The organism is Embleya sp. NPDC056575, assembly GCF_042793325.1.
In the GTDB taxonomy this organism is placed as follows: domain Bacteria; phylum Actinomycetota; class Actinomycetes; order Streptomycetales; family Streptomycetaceae; genus Embleya.
This window is the reverse complement of sequence record NZ_JBHTVA010000058.1, coordinates 19,360-36,156: the sequence shown is the minus strand read 5'-3', so window position 1 is coordinate 36,156 and position 16,797 is coordinate 19,360. Positions and strand designations below refer to the sequence as shown.

Below are 16,797 nucleotides of genomic sequence, written 5' to 3'. Positions count from 1 at the left end.
CAAAGGCTGTGCTCAGCGGTGAGCGGCACCCGCCGCGGAGCGGTAACGACCGGGCGTCTGGCCGACGAGATCGGTGAAGGCGTTGATGAAGCTGCCGGGATTGGCCCAGCCGAGTCGCATCGCCGTCTCGGTGACCGAGGTTCCTTCGCAGAGTTCGAGCAGCGCTCGCTGAATCCGCAACAGCGTGCGCCACTGATGGAAGCTCATCGACAACTCGAGGCCGAACAGCCGACTGAGCGTGCGTTCGCTCGAGCCGGTTCGGTGCCCCAGTTCCGCCAGCGTCGCCGAAAGCGCCGGGTCGGCGTGCAGCAGGTCGGTGACGGCCTTGAGGCGAGGATCGTTCGGCTCCGGCAGCCGAAGTTGCTCCTGCGGGGCGCGGATCAGCTCCGCGCCGATCACCGTGAGCAGCAGACGGCCACGCTCACTGGCGGCGGACTCGTGCTCGCCGCTCATCGCCAGGTATGCCTCGCGCAGCAGCGCACTGGCCACGAAGACCGACGGCTCGGACGGCAGTTCCTCCGACAGCGCCGCCGGAACCGTAAGCACGCGGACATCGGTCTCGCCATGGGAGCGACTGCCGTGGACCTGGAAGGGCGGTATCCACGTGATGCGATTCGCCGGAGCCACCCAGGTGCCGACCTTGGTCGTAGTGACGAGCGCCCCGGAGGCGGCGTACCTCAACTGGCCGTAGTCATGGAAGTGCGGGGCAACGCCCTCACCGTGCGCCAAGGACTCGCAGACCGACGAGTCGTCGGTCCAGAACACTGCCCGCTGCGCAACGCCGGTCATCACCAGCCAGCGTAGCCCGCATTCCGGCGGGCGATCACAATCGAAGACCACAAACCCGCCAACGCGCCCGCGACCGGTCACACCCGCCGCTGCGCCGACGGATGCCGCACCACCCCTCGAAAGCCCACCGCGTCCACCCCGAGGCGCAAGCAGGCATTCCGCGACGGGCGATCCCGTGGGAGAGGGATACTGGAGATGCAGCGGCACCGCACCCCGCGTCCGGGTGCGGTGGACCGCAGGAGGTTCCCATGCCTGACACCGAGACGTACGGCGAGCACCGGCTTCACGACGACCACCACGGCATGCACTCGCCCCCGCGCGTGGTGGTGCGGGAAAGCGACATGCGGCCGTCCGACGCAGACGCCACATCGGAGCAGACCGCCCACGCCTACGAAACATCGCAGGCCGAGGGTGACCGTACCGAGGACGAAGACGACTGACCGATCGGATCGACAGACCGCGGCCCGGCCGAATCGACGGGAGGCCGCACGACCCTCGGGAGCGTCGGCGTGCCCGGGAGACGGCGCGACCACCGATCCCGACCAACGCCACGCCGGTCCGGATCACACGCCCGGGACGGCCGCGCCAACCCGAGCACCCCCAAAACGCGTCTCCACCATCGCGCCACGCCCGGCCGAGAACCCGTGGGCGACTCCGGCCCGGCGGGAGAGCACCAGGAGCGGTAGCGAGAGCAGCAGCGAGGCCGACCGTCCGAGTCGCCGGACCGCGTCGCGCGCCGTCATCGCCGGCCCCGGGCCGGTCGCGGGCAACAGGCGGGAGTGCCGGGGCCGGGGGAGGGTGACGACGAAATGCCGGTATGGGACGCCGAGTTCCGGCTCGTGATGACCATCGCACCAGTCTCGACCGACGTCGCCGGTGAATCCTGAGTACGCGTACTCAAGGCCCCGCACTCGTGCGGCGTCGATTGCCGTGAGTCTCCGTGAGTTGCCGGTATTGGCCAGAAGCCCGCACCGGCAGCGTGAGCCCACTCCCACCTGGGTAACCGCGCCCGGCAGCCGATGAGAAAGGGAACCGAAATGACAGGTGGATTAAGGGCGTTGGTCGCGCTTGTCGCGACCTCGGCGGTACTCGCGGGGATATCCGGGTGTTCCGGTGGCGGCGGGTCGGCGAACAGCTCCGGCAAGCTCACCATATGGCTCACCGTCGATGCCCAGGAAAGCTGGCCGGACCTGGTGAAGTCCGTCAACGCCCGGTTCGAACAAGCGCATCCGGGTACCAACGTCACCGTCCAGTACCAGCAGTGGACCAGCAAGAACCTGAAACTCGACGCCGCGCTGGCCGGCCACGACGTGCCGGACGTCGTGGAGATGGGCAACAGCGAGACCGTCAACTACATCGTCAACAACGCCTTCGCGCCCGTCGACCCCGCGGGGTTCGACCACGCCGACCAGTGGCTCGGCGCGCTGCGCGAACCCTGCGAGTACCAGGGCAAGCTCTACTGCGTGCCGTACTACGTCGGTGCCCGGGTCGGGATCTCCCGCACCGACCTCCTCCAACAGGTCGGCGTGACCAAGACGCCCACCACCTACCCCGAACTGATCGCCGGACTCGACGCCCTCAAGGCGAAGTTCGGCGCCGAGGACCACGCCTTCTCCGCGCTCTACATGCCCGGTCGCTACTGGTACGCCGCGCTCGCGTTCGTCAAGGACACCGGCGGCGAGATCGCCGTCAACAAGGACGGCCGCTGGCAGAGCACGTTGTCCGACCCCCGGTCCGTGCGGGGACTCCAGGCATGGAAGGACCTCATCGACGCCTACTACGTGGGCGACCGCGCCAAGGACAACAGCGACGAACCGGCCGTCGTCGGCCAGGGCAAGGTCGGCATGTTCTACGGCAACACCTGGGAAGCCGACGCCGCCACCGACCCCAAGTCCGGCGGGAATCCCGAACTGAAGGGCCGCTTCGCCTCGTTCGCCTTCCCGGGCCCCTCCGGCGAACCGCTACCGCCGTTCCTGGGCGGCTCCGAACTGGCCATTCCGGTGAAATCGAAGAAGCGGGAACTCGCGCAGGACTGGATTCGGCTCTTCACCGACCGCACCTCCCAGGAACGCCTGATCAAGGCCAACACCCTGCCCAACAACACCGTGCAACTCGCCGACGTGGACGCGGACGGCGTCAACGGGCCCGCCGCCAAGGCCGCCACCCGCGGCTGGGTCACCCCACAGGCCCCCGGCTGGGCGGCCGTGGAAAAGGCCAACATCCTCCAGGAGATGCTGCAGGACATCGCCACCGGCAAGCACTCGGTCAAGGACGCCACCAAGGCGGCGGACGGGCGCATCGATGCCGTCATCAACAAGAACTGAACGGGCGGTGCGGCCCGCCGAGCCCGCCCCCGCACCCGCGACCCCACCCACGCGCCGACCTCCCGGCAGGCGGCGCATCACCCGGCGGGCCACCCCGTACCTGCTGATCGCGCCCACGATCGCAACGCTGCTCCTGGTGCTGGGATACCCGCTGCTCGACATGGTCCTGCTCTCCTTCCAGGACATGACCCGCAAGGAACTGTTCGCGGGCACCTCACCACCCTGGGCCGGCCTGGACCAATACCGGGTGGTCCTGTCCGACCGCTTCTTTTGGGTCGTGGTGGCCCGGACGGTGGCCTTCGCCGTGGTCTGCGCCGCGCTCACCATGCTGTGCGGGCTGGGGTTCGCGTTGCTGCTGCGCGAGGTCTCCTCCTGGGTGCGGGTGCTGATCGTCGGCGTCCTCGTCGCAGTTTGGGCCATGCCGTTCATGGTCGCCGCGTCGGTGTTCCGTTGGCTCTCGGACGCCGACTACGGCGTGCTCAACTGGCTGCTCGGCCGGCTCACCGATGCCGACCTCCAGGGCCACAACTGGTTCGCCGATCCCTGGCAGGGCTTCGCCGTCATCGTCGCCGTCGTGGTCTGGGGGGCGATCCCGTTCGCCGCCATCACCCTGCACGCGGCGCTCACCCAGGTGCCCGCCGAACTGGAGGAGGCCGCGCGAGTCGACGGCGCCCGGGGACTGACGCTCTTTCGCCACGTCACCTTCCCGATGATCAGACCGTTGTTCGTGGTCGTCGCGGCGTTGTCGACGATCTGGGATTTCGGAACGTTCAGTCAGATCTGGCTGATGCGCGGCGGTCAGCCCGAGCGCGACTACTACCTGCTCGGCGTCTACTCCTTCATCGAATCCTTCGCCGTCAACCGCTACAGCGTGGGAGCGGCCATCGCGGTCGTCACGGTCCTGCTGCTGCTCGTCGGCTCCGGGGTCTACCTGCGCCAGATCCTCCGGACGGGAGACGTCGAATGAACATCGACCGCCACCGCCACCGCCACCGCCAACTCCGACGCCGCCGTCGCGCCGACGCCGTCGGACTGATCGCCGCCGCGGTCATGGCCTTCCCCGTGTACTGGATGGTCCTGACCGCCTTCCGGCCCGCGAGCGAAATCCTGCGCGTGCCGCCGCGGTTCTGGCCCGGATCGTTCACTCTGGACAACTTCCGCCGGGCGATCGGCTCGGACACGTTCTGGGCCAACGCGCGCTCCAGCATCGTCGTCGGCGTGGGCACGGTACTGATCTCCCTGGTCGTCGGCACGCTCGCCGCCTTCGCGGTCGCCCGTTTCGCCTTCGCCGGGCGCCGGGCGCTGATCCTCGTCCTGCTGACCGTCCAGACGATCCCGCTCATCGCCCTGGTCATCCCCGTCTACCTGCTGCTCAACGACCTCGCGCTCACCGACACCCTGACCGGCGTGATCCTCACCTACCTCGCCTTCTCCCTCCCCTTCACGGTGTGGATGCTGCGCGGGTTCATCATCGCCATCCCCCCGGAACTGGAGGAGGCGGCGATGGTGGACGGATGCGGCCGACTCGGCGCCTTCCGCCGCGTCACCCTGCCGCTGCTCGCCCCCGGCCTGATCGCCACCTCGATCTTCGGCCTGGTGCAGGCGTGGAACGAGTACGTCCTCGCCTACGTCCTGCTCTCCAGCAACGACAAGCGCACCCTCCCCGTCTGGCTGGTCTCCTTCCAGACCAGCTTCGGCACCGACTACGGCGGCCTCATGGCCGGCGCCACCCTGACCGCGCTGCCCGTCGTCGTGGCCTTCCTCCTCGTCCAACGCCGAATCGCGACCGGCCTGGCCACGGGCGCCATCCGAGGATGACCCAGCCGACCCCGTCGCGGAGGCGGGAACTTCACCCCGAGCGACGAGGAAGCGCTCACCGCACTCGCCGAGGCCGCCGCATCGCCGTCGACCAGGCATCGGCCGCACCGACTGTTCCGGCTACTGGACGGTCGGCGTCGTGGCTGCCTGCGTGCTCTTCGCGTCTTTGCTCGGTGCGTGGCCAAGCCGCTTCGATACCGGGCCTGGTGGTCGAGGGTCCTGCCGGCTCCTTTCAACGTGATCCCCCCGCGGCACCGCTCGGGGGTGGGGTCAGGACAGGCCGAGGTGCCTGGCGATCATCATCTGTTGTACCTCGGTGGTGCCTTCGCCGATTTCCAGGATCTTGGCGTCGCGGTAGAAGCGGCCCACGGGGCTGTCGTTCATCACGCCGGAGCCACCGAAGATCTGGGTCGCGTCCCTGGCGTTGTCCATCGCCGCCCTGGAGGAGACCAGCTTGGCCATCGCCGCCTCCTTCGAGAAGGATTCGCCGCGCAGCATCGAGGCCGCGGCCGAGTAGTAGGCCAGGCGTGCGGTATGGGCGCGCGTCTCCATGTCGGCGATCTTGAACTGGATCGCCTGGTACGCGCCGATGCGCTGCCCGAACGCCGTCCGCTCCTTGGCATGGCGCACACACTCGTCCACGCAGCCCTGGGCCATCCCCGCTCCGACGGCCGAGATCGCGATCCTGCTCTCGTCCAGCACCGACATGAACTGCGCGATCCCCAGGCCGCGTTCGCCGAGCAGGTGCTCGGCCGGCACCCGGCAGTCGGCGAAACCGAGTTCGTGGGTGTCCGAGGCGCACCAGCCCACCTTGGAGTACGACGGCGCCACCGTGAAGCCCGGTGTGCCCGACGGCACGACGAGTGCGGAAATCTCCTTGGCGCCGTCGGCGCGGGTACCGGTCACCGCCGTCACCGTGACCAGGCTGGTGATGGCGGTGCCGGAGTTGGTGATGAACGCCTTGCTGCCGTTGATCACCCATTCGTCGCCGTCGAGTTCCGCCTTGGTGCGGGCCGCCGCCGTGTCGGTCCCGCCGCCGGGTTCGGTGAGCCCGAAGCCGGCGATCCGCTCGCCGGTGCACAGCGCGGGGAGCCAGCGTTCCTTCTGTGCCGCGGTGCCGAACCGATGGATGGGGATCGCGCCGAGCGTCACGCCCGCGGACAGTGCGACGGCCACCGAGCAGTCCACTCTGGCCAGTTCCTCGATGGCCAGACACAGGGTGAACACATCCCCGCCCATGCCGCCGTAGCGTTCCTCGAAGGGCAGTCCGAACAAGCCCATGCGGCCCATGGCGGCGACCAGTTCGTAGGGAAACTCCTCGCGTCGGTAGATATCGGCGATCACCGGAGCCACCTTGGCGCGGGCGAAGTCGGCGACCGTCTCGCGCAGCAGCCGGCGTTCCTTCGACAGGCGTGAGCGTGTCATCGTGCTCCTTCGGGGGGATCGGACGTGGACTCGGAGCCGGACCCGGCGACCGCCCGTCGGGCCGTCGACGAGAGCAGGCCCGGTACCGGTCCGCGGTGGGGGTACAGGGCGTGCGCGCAGGCCGACGCCGGCGCGTCGACGCTGGACACCTGGAATTCCGCCGGCAGCCCGCTGTGCGCGTACGCGAGCGGGAGTTCGGTACAGGCGCTGATCACCGGCAGGCACCGAACGCGCAGCAACTCGTGGACCGCCGAACCCGGGGTCGCGCCGGCAGCCGGCAGCCGCAGGGACTCCGCCGTCGCCGCCGGTCCCATCCCACCGAGCACACCGAAGGTGCGTGAGCGCGCCACCTCAGCCAGCCTGCTCCCCGATCAGCCGCTGCGCGACGCGCTCGGGGATGCGGGCCGCCGCCAGCCGCGTGCCCACGGAGGCGGGACACCACCAGGTGAGCACAAGCTCGCCGGCATCGACGACACCGGTGATCGTCGCATCGGTGTCGCCCGGGTGCCCCGGCCCGGCGAAGTCCCGCCACACCGTGTCGCGCAGCGTCCAGGCCACCCCCGACGGAAGCAGCGCGGCGGCCGGATCGCCGAAGTGTTCGTAACGCACCCGGGCCGGCTCGGCCGCTCCCGCGGCCCGTACGACGCTCGCTCCCCGCGCGAGCGGGGTCACCACCCAGCGGTCGGCCTCGGCCAGCGGACCGATCACCCGTGCCGCGGGCCTGCGCCTGGTGTGATCGAGGACGTCCGCGACCAGTCGCCCGCCGCCGAACTCCTCGACCAGCACGTGCGCGATCGCGGCGGCGACGTCGCGGGCCGTCGCCGCGCGCACCGGGCAGTGCGCTTCGAGCGGCTCCTCGGCGATCGGCTCGGGTGCGGGCGAACCCGGGAGGACACAGCCGGCCCCGGCGACCTCCGGGCCCGCCTCGTCCTCGACGCCGGCGGGCTCTGCCGGGTGGTCCAGGAACGACGCGGCAGGCGGCAACCGGACGTCCGAGCCCGCCTGTAGCTGTCCCAGCCCCAAGGCCAGGTCCGCCAACAGCACCCGCCAGGACTCGACATCCGCGGCCAGTTCGTGCACCACGATCAACAGACCCGCCGGCCGGGTGCCCGGGTCGACCACCGCGGCGCGCAGCAGCGGACCCCGATCGACGTGCAGCCGGGCCCGCATCCGGTCGGTGAGCCGACGCAACACCTGCCCCTGCGCGCCCGGGTCCTGGCCGGTGAGGTTCACCCGCGAGACGTGGACCGCACCGCCGAGGCCGCCCCGGGACTGCCGCCAGCCCTGATCCCCGTGGCCGAACCGCAGCCGCAACGCCTCGTGATGCAACAGCAGTTGCAGCCACACCCGCTTCAGGTCGGTGACCCGGAAACCGGACTCCGAGGTCAGGAACAGGGCTCGGGCCCGGTGCGCCGCCCGGACCGGATCCCGATCGAGAATCCGACGCTGTACCGGACGGACCGCGACCGAGCGATCGGAATCCGCGTCCGCGGTGACGCCCCCGCCCCGCGCGCCCGGGGCCTTCGGGCGGTGCATCCCGCGCAGAGCCCACCTGTCCACGGCGCCCGCGACCCTGGGGATCTCCGCCACCCGTATCCACTGCGCCGGTACCAGTGCGGGCGGCAGGGCATCGGCCACCGCGGCCGCGAGCCGGTCGCCCGACGCGCTTCGGTCGGCGACGTAGTAGACCGCCAGCCGGGCGCCCGTCCGGTCGGCGTCGGCCGGGTCCGGATAGCCGATCCTGGCCAGCATCCGTTTCACCTGCGCGGTCTCCACCGGGGCGCGCAGCTCCGCGTCCGCCTCGGCGACGTCCAGATGCCCGAGCCGTACCTCCCACCGGGTCGGCGCCTCGTAGTTGTGGAAACCGCGCTCCGCGGCGTGAACGTAGGTGCCCACGTCGTTGATCATGCAGTTCGAGCTGCAGAACCCGGTATCGGTGGGCTGCGCCCAGAACGACGAGCGCTCGCGCAGGAAGGAGCGCACGTCCTCCTTCGTCACCGCCGAGTAGCGGAAGTAGTCGACGACCTGGACCGCGTTCACCGCTGCGGCGTCGACCGTGCCCGCGGCTTGGTGGTACACCTCCCGGCCCAGCCGCAGCTTCTCCTCGATCTCGGCCACGTCGAAGATGTCCCGCTCGTGGAACCAGGACAGCCGCTCGTCCATGATCTGGCCGCGGGAGAGCCCGGTGACCACCGTGGGGATGTCGCGCTGGTGGGCGAGTTCGGTGCTCAGGTCCAGGAGCGAGCGGAAGCACCCGTTGCACACGCTCTTGTGCTCCCGGAGCGAGTTCAGGAAGATCCGCTTCTGGTCGGCGTGGGTGGCGGTGACGTGTTCGATGCCCAGTTCGGCGGTGACGGTCTCGACATTGCGCAGCGCGGTCCGCGAGATGAACCCGTTGTCGAAGGTGAAGGTCATCACCCGCAGACCCAGTCCCACGAGCTGGTAGAGCACATACGTGCTGTCCTTGCCGCCACTGAACAGCAGCAGGCAGTCGTACTCCGATCCGCGCCCCCGCGCGGCCTCGCGCAGTCGCGGCGCCAGCTCCCGCGGGTCACGGAAGTAGGCGTGCATCGCCGATCGATGGGCGGCGTAGCGCGCGCACAGCGAACAGACCCCGTCCGGGTCGAAGCGCAGTCCCGGGTACGCCGCGCTGATCCCGCACCGGACACAGGCGCGCGCGCCGGCCGCCGCGGGGTCGGCGTCGTTGAACACGACGGCGCAGTCGAGGACGCCGCCCTGGTCCAACACGGCCGTCCGTACCCGGCGTTCGACGGACTCGGTCTGCTCGGCGCCCAGTGGCTGGTCGGTCATGTCAGCTCCCGAAGAGGTCGTCGTCGGCGTCGTCGTCCGCGAGCAGCAAGCGCTCGACCAGGTTCGACAGGCCCTCGATCGTCTGGTTCGCCAGGAAGTCCGCCAGCGGGACGGACACCCCGAACTCCTCGGTCAGTCGCGCCAGTACCGAGATCACGGCCAGCGAGGTGCCCACCTCGAAGAACCGGGTGTGCACGTCGTCGACCGGAGCCGGCAGCGTACGCGCCCAGATCCCGGCGATCGTGCGTTCGGTGGCGGTGCGCGGTGCGACGGCGTCCGCGTCGGGTCGGGCGGGGGGCCGCACGGGCACGGTGAGCGCCTTGCGGTCGATCTTGCCGCTGATGGTGCGCGGGATGAGCTCCAGCGGCACGATCACCGCCGGGATCGCGCCGTCCGGCAGGTGCTCGCGCAGATGCCCGCTCAGCCGGGAGCGAAGCTCCTCGGGATCCGTTCCGGAGCCGGCCTCGACGAACGCGCACAGGTACGGCGGGGCGTCGTCCGGCTCGACCGACACGACGGCCGCCTCGGCGACCGACGGGTCCTCGCGCAGGAGCTGCTCCACCCCGTCCAGCTCCACCCGCACGCCGCCGACCTTGACCTGTCGGTCCCTGCGGCCGAGGAAGTCGAGCGTGCCGTCGGGCAGCAGGCGGGCGAAGTCCCCGGTCCGGTAGACGACTTCGTCGTCGCCGCGCCGGGTGGGGTCGGCGATGAAGGCGCGTTCGGTCTCCTGCGGCCTGCGGTGGTAGCCGAGGCTGCGGTAGGCCGTACGCAGGTAAATCTCGCCGACCCGCCCCGGCGGTACCTCCCGGCCGCGTTCGTCGAGCAGCAGGACGACGGTGTCGGGCATCGGGCGCCCGATCGGGACGGACCTGCCCCGGGCATCGGCCGCGGTGACGAAGTGGAAGGTCTTCGTCATGGTGGTTTCCGAGGGCCCGTAGAGGTTCAGCAGCCGGATCCGCTCGCCGAAGCGGTCGAACCAGCCGGCGGCGTCGGCGGGCAGCACGCGCTCGCCGGACAGGGCCACGCACTTCAGCGCCTCGAACCCCGGCCGGACCGTGTCGATCGCGCCCGCCAGGGCGCGAAAGACGGAGGGCACGCAGTGGATCAGATCGATCCGTTCCCGGTCCAGCCACCGGCACAGGGCGACCGGGTCGAGCCGGACGTCCTCGGCCGGCACGCATACCGTCGCGCCCACGCTCAACGGCAGGAGCAGGTCGCGCAGCACGGCGTCGAACGCGGGCGAGATCAGCTGGCCCACCCGCCATTGGGGACCGGCGCCGAGCAGATCCGCCTCCCAGCGGATGTAGTGGTCCACCGCGCTCAGCCGGCCGAGAATGCCCTTGGGCCGGCCGGTGGAGCCGGAGGTGAAGAACAGGTAGCAGGGATCGTCCGGCGCCGGCACGTGGGGCGGGTAGTCGTTCCCGGGTCGGTCCTTGACCGTGCCGAGGTCGACCAGGGTGGCCCGGTCGCACGTGTCGCGCACGTCCTTCGCGAGATCGCCGTCGTCGGTGCCGGCGACCAGGAGATCAGGGTCCGCCTCGCGCAGCATCCAGCCCAGCCGATCCGGCCGGGTGCCCACGTCGAGGGGGACCACCACACCGCCCAGCCGCAGGACGGCGAGCATGGCCGCGGTCAGCTCGGCCCGGTCGCCGGCGAGGACCGCGACGACGGAGCCGACCCCGGCTCCGCACCGATACAGCTCGGCCGCGACGGCGTCGACGCGTTGATCCAGTTCGCGATAGCGCAGCGACCCGTGCGCGGTCTGTACGGCGACTCGGTCGGGGAAGCGGTCGATCGCGCGGGCGACAAGCGACTGGATCGGTTCGAACGCCATTGCGGTTTCCTTTGCTCGACCCGCGTTCACACGTGACCGGGAAGGTTGAAGGTGTCCAGCAGAATTCCGAACGTCAGGACGACGAGCAACAGATCGTCGTCCAGGTGCGGATGCAGGTCGAAGCCCGCGTCCAGGCTGCGCGAGCGCAACCGCTCCACGACCGCCGGATCGAAGTAGCCCTGACGGGCGATGCGCGCCGGGGACAGCAGGTCGTCGACCCATTCGACGTTGCGCCGGAGCAGCCGAGGGCTCGCGGGCGCGCGGAACCCGTACTTCTCCCGGCGGATGATCTCCGGCGGGACCAGTCCCTCCGCGGCCTGTTTCAGCACGAGCTTCTCGCCCCGCGCGCCCACCTTGAGCCGGTTGGGAACCTGCGTGGCGAAATCGAGCACGGCGCGGTCGAGGAACGGGTAGCGGGCCTCCACGGAATTGGCCAGGGCCATCCGGTCCCCGTGGTCGGTCAACAGGTGGTCCGACAGTCGCAGGGTGAAGTCCAGATAGGAGCGCTGACTGAGCCGCGGCCTGCCCACCAGGCGCTCGTGGTCGACGACCGGGTGGTGCAGACAGTCGAACTCCTCGAAGGCGGCCCGGGCCTGCTCGGAGTAGAGCTCGAACTTCGCGTCCCGCCACGCGTGGTACCGGCGCTCGTAGAACAGCTCCGGGTCGCCCCACAGCCGGGTGCGAAGGTCGTCCTCGAAGGCGTCCTCCAGCGGATCGCCCGACACCACCGGGCCGCGCCCACCCGCGTCGAACCGGTACCCGGGGTACCCGCCGAAGAGTTCGTCGGCCCCCTCTCCGGTCAGGATCGCCTTGACGCCGTGTTCTCGCGCGAGCGCCGACAGGACCAGCGAGCAGGTGTTGTAGGTCTCCTTCACCGGGCACTCGGCATGGCGCACCATGCGCTGGAGTTCGGCGACGGTGTCCTGCTCCGTGAAGACCGCCTCGTGGTGCACGGACCCCACCTTGGTCGCCATCAGGCGCTGATACCCGGACTCGTCGATGGCCGCGTCGGGGAAGGTGATGGAGAAGGAGCGGGCCGGGGGTCCCGATCGCGACGCCAGCGCGCCGATCAGCGAGGAGTCGAGGCCGCCGCTGAGATAGAAACCGACCTCGACGTCGGCCCGCATCCGGAGCCGAACGGCCCGGGTGAGCAGTTCACGCAGGTGTTCCGGGTAGAACTCGTCGGGCCGGTGCGCGACGTCGTCGCGGGGGTAGTCCAGGGCCCAATAGCACCGGTCGGTGACGACACCGTCCCGCACGATCAGGTAGTGGCCGTTGCGCACGCTCTCGATGCCGCGGAACATGGTGCGCGGACTCACCAACCCGGGAAAGGTCAGGACCTGGTCCAGACCGGTGAGGTCCACCTCGCGCGGTACGTCGGGGTGTTCCAGGATCGACTTGATCTCCGATCCGAAGACGAAGTGCCCGCCGGTGTCCGTGTAGTACAGAGGAGCGATCCCGGCGTGGTCGCGCGCGAGGAAGAGCAGTCGCCTGCGCCGGTCGTGGATCGCGAAGGCGAACTGGCCGTTGAGTCGCGCCAACAGCTCGGGCCCCTCGTCCTCGTAGAGGTGCAGGATCACCTCGACGTCGCAGGACGACCCGAATCGGTGGCCCCGGGCGAGCAACAGGGCGCGCAGCTCGACGTGGTTGAAGATCTCGCCGTTGCACACCATCGTGACGCTGCCGTCCTCGTTGGACATCGGCTGCCCGCCGCCGGCGAGGTCGACCAGACTCAGCCGGCGGCAGGCCAGCGCCACGCCGTCCTGGATCAGGGTGCCCGCCGCGTCCGGGCCGCGGTGCGTCAACGTATCGCTCATCCGCCGCAGTACCTCGGCCGTCGTCGGTCGAGCGTTGTGCAGGACCATGGAGCCGGTGATGCCGCACATGTCAGATCCGCTCCTTGATCGCCGGTGACAGGGGCATCGTCGATCGCAACGCCCGGGCGAGGACCGGTCCGATCACGCGCAGCGCCGCGGGGCGCATCATCCGCAGGTGCTCGCTGTCCACCGGCACCACCGTGATGTCCCCGCCGATGCACGCCCGCCACCGTTGCCCGGCCTGCGTTCCTCGGCCGCCGGGCGCGGCCTCGAAGAGCAGCAGCGAGCCGTCGAAGAACTCCGGCACGATCCCCGGATCCCGCAGGAGGCGGATGTTGTTGCCGGTGGCCCGCAGCAGCGCGGCCACCGACTCCCCGTCCAGGGCAGCCATCGCCTCCCCACCGTCGAAGGCCACCAGCCGGACGTCGGAGGGCTCTTCGGTGTCGCGATCGGCAGGGGCGCCCGCCGGCCAGGCGTCGATGGCGGCGAGCAGAGCGACCTCATGCCCCGACGCGCGCAGTCGCACCGCGACGGCATGGGCCGCGGCTCCGCCGAAGGACCAACCGGCAAGCAGATACGGCCCGTTCGGTTGGATGTCGACGATCCGCGCGCAGTAGTCCAAGACGAGCTCGGGGAAACTACCGGCCAGGGCGGTGGAGCCGTCGAGGCCGCGCGCCTGGAGGGCGTACACCGGGTGTGGGGCCGGAATGTACGGCAGCAGGCCCGCGTAGCTCCAGCCCAGGCCACTGCCCGGATGCACGCACCACAACGGCCGACCCGTTCCGCCGCGTAGGCGGATCAGCGGGCCGAGCAGGTCCGCCGTCGTGGGCCGGTCCCGGAGCAGCTGCGCCACGGTGGGTCGCACGAACAACTGCTTCAGGGTCAGTTCCAGCCCCAGGGCCTCCTTGGCTCGGGTGAGCAATCGCGGCATGAGCAGCGAGTGCCCGCCCAACTCGAAGAATCCGTCGTCGATGCCGACCGTGTCGACGCCGATCACCTCGGCGAACACCTGGCACAGCGACGCCTCCGCCGGGGTACGCGGCGCCCGCCGGTCGCCGACCGGTGTGTCGGTCTCCGGCGGCGGAAGAGCGGCGCGGTCGAGCTTGCCGTGTGGCGTGACCGGCAGTTGGGCAAGGACCACGACGGCCGAGGGGACCATCGGCGCCGGCAGCGCGCCGGCGAGGGCCGCCCGGACGGCCGCCGGGCTCACGCTCGCGACCGGACCGGTCGGGACGACATACCCGATCAGGCGTCTGTCGTCGGAAGAACGCTCGTGGACCACGACCGCGCACCGGGAGATCCCGGGCAGGGCCAGCAGCGCGGCCTCCACTTCGGCCGGCTCGATGCGGTGGCCGCGCAATTTGATCTGGTGGTCCGCCCGCCCGACGTATTCGAGGTCGCCGTCGGAGCGCAGGCGGGCCAGATCACCGGTGCGATACATCCGGGTACCGGCCGGGCCGAACGGATCCGCCACGAAACGCTCGGCCGTCAGCGCGAACCGGCCCAGATAGCCTCGGGCGAGGGCCGGACCCGCCACATACAGTTCGCCCGCGACGCCGCTGGGCACCGGGCGCAGCCGCTCGTCCAGGACGTACATGCCCAGGCCGTCGTGGGGGCGGCCGATGGGAACCGGTCCGGCCGGTGTGGGCTCGCCCGGGTCGAGCCGGAACCGGGCACAGTCCACGGTCGCCTCGGTGGGGCCGTAGAGGTTGTGGACCACGACGTCGGGGTGTTGCTCCCGCCACCCGGCCAGCGACTCCCCGCGCAACGCCTCACCGCCGATCAGCAGGCATCGGGTCGGCGCCGGATCCACCGGCATCGCCGCCATCAGGTCGAGATGGCTCGGCGTGACGTCCAAGAGGGAGTGGCGGAGCGGGTCGGTGTGCGGCCCGGCCAACTCGTCCAACCGCGCGTGCCCGCCGCTCACCAGCGGGGTGTAGAGGGCGGCCACCGTCAGGTCGAAGGACAGCGAGGTATGGACCAGGCTTGACCCGGCCGCGCTCGGATACGCCGCCCGTGCCTGTTCCACATAGGCGGCCAGGGAACGATGTTCCACCACCACGCCTTTGGGGCGGCCGGTGGAACCGGAGGTGTAGATCACATAGGCGGCGTTCGCGTCGTGCGGCACACCGGCCCGCGCACTGTGGGTCGGCCCCGCTTCGGGCGGCACATCCGCCGCCTCGTGCTGCCAGGCGGCGATGTCCAGAACGGGGACGGTGCCCGCCCCGGCCGGGCCGGCCGCGCTCCCCGTGGTGATGAGCAGCGTGGGCGCCGAGTCCGCGAGCATGAAGGCGATCCGGGCGGCCGGGTAATCCGGGTCCACCGGCAGGTACGCGGCGCCGGCCTTGAGCACGCCGAGCATGGCGACGACCGCGTCGATGGAGCGGGGCAGCAGCAGCGCCACGATGTCCTCGGCGCCGATACCCCGGCCGGTCAGCCATCGGGCCAGCCGGTCGGCCCGCGCGTTCAGTGCCCGGTAGGTCGTTCGTGCCTGCCCGGCAATCAGTGCCGTCGCCTCCGGAGTACGCGCCACCTGCGCCTCGAAGAGCCCGGGGAGCAACCGCTCCCGGGTTCGAGCCGGGGCCGGGCGGCACGCGCCGAGGACGGCGCCGTGCTCACCGGGCCGGAGAATCTCCACGTCGCCGATGGGGCGGTCCGGGTCCGCGGCCATGGCCACGAGCACCGACTCCAGTCGTTCGACCATGTGTTCGGCGGTGATCGAGTCGAACAGATCGCGGGCGAACTCCAGGCCGCCTTCCAGGCCGTCGGGGCCGCCGTCGTCGGTCTGTCGCTCCCGGAGATGGAGCGACAGATCGACTTTCGAGTCCGGGTTGTCGATCGGTTCCTCGGTGGCCGGCAGGCCCGGGAGGTACGGGAGGTTCGTGGTGCGGTCCTCCAGGACGAGCATGACCTGGAACAGCGGGTTCCACGCCGCCGAACGAGAGGGGGCGAGCACGTCGACGAGCCGTTCGAACGGCACGTCCTGACGTGCGTACGCCGCCAGGTCCGTCTCCCGTACCCGGGCCAGGAGTTGCCGGAACGACGGATTGCCGCCGGTGTCGGTGCGCAGCACCAGCGTGTTGACGCACATGCCCACCAGATCGTCCATCGCCTCGTCGGACCGGCCGGCGACGGCCGAGCCGATGGGGATGTCGGTGCCGGCGCCCAGCCGGGTCAACAGGGCGGCGAGTCCGGCCTGCAACACCATGAAGAGACTGACCCGCTCCTGTCTGGCCAGCTCGATCAGGGCCAGGTGTGTTCGCGGTGCGATCAGCATCGGGATCGTCTCGCCGCGATGGGAGGCCGCGGCCGGCCGAGGCCGGTCCACGGGCAGCGACAGATTCTCCGGGATGCCTGCCAAGGCGCCGCGCCAGTAGGCCAGTTGTTCGCTGATCAGACTGTTCGGATCAGCCTCGTCGCCGAGCAGTTCACGCTGCCACAGGGTGTAGTCGATGTACTGGACCGGCAGCGGATCCCAGCCCGGCGCCCGTCCCGCGCACCGCGCCCCATAGGCGGTCGCCAGGTCGCGCAGGAGTGGTTCTCGCGACCAGCCGTCCGCCGCTATGTGGTGTAGGAGGATCAGCAGGACGTGCTCGTCCGGTCCGAGCGAGAGCAGGGTGAACCGCACGGGCGCTTCGGTGGTGAGGTCGAAGACGTGCGCTCCCGCGGCTCGAAGGACCGCGGGCAGTTCCGGCGGCCGAATGCGTTCGACCGCCAGGACGGGCCAGGTCGCGGAGTCCTCCAGGACCACTTGGCGGGGGGCGCCGTCGGACTCGGGAAAGACCGTGCGCAGGCTCTCGTGTCTGGCCAGGACATCGGTGAACGCGGCCCGCAGCGCCGCCACGTCCGGTTTCCCGACGAGTCGGTACACCAACGGGATGCGGTAGCCCGTCCCGTCGTCCAGCTTGTTGAGGAACCAGATCCGGTGTTGCGCGTACGACAGCGGAATCATCAGCGGTACCCCAGGTGGGTGCGGTCC

11 protein-coding genes are annotated in these 16,797 nt (G+C 70.6%); 4 read left to right on the top strand and 7 right to left on the bottom strand.

Annotated elements, in window-relative coordinates; all coding sequences use genetic code 11:
* Positions 1 to 12: 12 nt before the first annotated feature.
* Positions 13 to 789: an AraC family transcriptional regulator gene (locus tag ACFRCG_RS35340; protein ID WP_380039155.1), complete on the bottom strand. Its 777-nt coding sequence runs from the start codon at positions 787 to 789 to the stop codon at positions 13 to 15.
* A 248-nt stretch (positions 790 to 1,037) separates the two neighbouring features.
* Between ACFRCG_RS35340 and ACFRCG_RS35335 the strand changes: the two genes are divergently transcribed.
* From ACFRCG_RS35335 to ACFRCG_RS35320, 4 genes are all read left to right on the top strand, one after another.
* Entirely contained in the window at positions 1,038 to 1,229 is a 192-nt protein-coding gene (locus ACFRCG_RS35335; RefSeq protein ID WP_380039153.1) for a hypothetical protein, read from the top strand.
* Positions 1,230 to 1,847: 618 nt separating this feature from the next.
* The gene (locus ACFRCG_RS35330) at positions 1,848 to 3,113 is read left to right on the top strand and encodes an extracellular solute-binding protein (protein WP_380039151.1); all 1,266 of its coding nucleotides are present in this window, start codon (positions 1,848 to 1,850) and stop codon (positions 3,111 to 3,113) included.
* The gene (locus ACFRCG_RS35325) at positions 3,091 to 4,080 is read left to right on the top strand and encodes a carbohydrate ABC transporter permease (protein WP_380039149.1); all 990 of its coding nucleotides are present in this window, start codon (positions 3,091 to 3,093) and stop codon (positions 4,078 to 4,080) included. Before ACFRCG_RS35330 ends, ACFRCG_RS35325 begins: the two co-directional genes overlap by 23 nt.
* A complete protein-coding gene (locus ACFRCG_RS35320; RefSeq protein ID WP_380039147.1) occupies positions 4,077 to 4,931 on the top strand; it encodes a carbohydrate ABC transporter permease in 855 nt (284 codons plus the stop codon). The genes ACFRCG_RS35325 and ACFRCG_RS35320 overlap by 4 nt, the downstream gene beginning before the upstream one ends.
* 270 nt (positions 4,932 to 5,201) lie before the next feature.
* Here ACFRCG_RS35320 and ACFRCG_RS35315 read toward each other — a convergent pair whose 3' ends face one another.
* The 6 genes from ACFRCG_RS35315 to ACFRCG_RS35290 are packed head-to-tail and all read right to left on the bottom strand — an operon-like array spanning position 5,202 to position 16,770.
* The gene (locus tag ACFRCG_RS35315) at positions 5,202 to 6,356 is read right to left on the bottom strand and encodes an acyl-CoA dehydrogenase family protein (RefSeq protein ID WP_380039145.1); all 1,155 of its coding nucleotides are present in this window, start codon (positions 6,354 to 6,356) and stop codon (positions 5,202 to 5,204) included.
* On the bottom strand, positions 6,353 to 6,706 hold the full coding sequence (locus tag ACFRCG_RS35310; protein ID WP_380039143.1) for a hypothetical protein: 354 nt from the start codon (positions 6,704 to 6,706) through the stop codon (positions 6,353 to 6,355). Before ACFRCG_RS35310 ends, ACFRCG_RS35315 begins: the two co-directional genes overlap by 4 nt.
* 1 nt (position 6,707) lies before the next feature.
* Complete coding sequence (locus ACFRCG_RS35305) at positions 6,708 to 9,167, bottom strand: condensation domain-containing protein (protein ID WP_380039141.1); 2,460 nt, start codon at positions 9,165 to 9,167, stop codon at positions 6,708 to 6,710.
* A 1-nt stretch (position 9,168) separates the two neighbouring features.
* The gene (locus ACFRCG_RS35300) at positions 9,169 to 11,001 is read right to left on the bottom strand and encodes an amino acid adenylation domain-containing protein (protein WP_380039139.1); all 1,833 of its coding nucleotides are present in this window, start codon (positions 10,999 to 11,001) and stop codon (positions 9,169 to 9,171) included.
* Between the two features lie 26 nt (positions 11,002 to 11,027).
* Positions 11,028 to 12,887: an asparagine synthase (glutamine-hydrolyzing) gene (gene asnB / locus ACFRCG_RS35295; RefSeq protein ID WP_380039137.1), complete on the bottom strand. Its 1,860-nt coding sequence runs from the start codon at positions 12,885 to 12,887 to the stop codon at positions 11,028 to 11,030.
* Between the two features lies 1 nt (position 12,888).
* Complete coding sequence (locus tag ACFRCG_RS35290; RefSeq protein ID WP_380039135.1) at positions 12,889 to 16,770, bottom strand: amino acid adenylation domain-containing protein; 3,882 nt, start codon at positions 16,768 to 16,770, stop codon at positions 12,889 to 12,891.
* Positions 16,771 to 16,797: the final 27 nt, after the last annotated feature.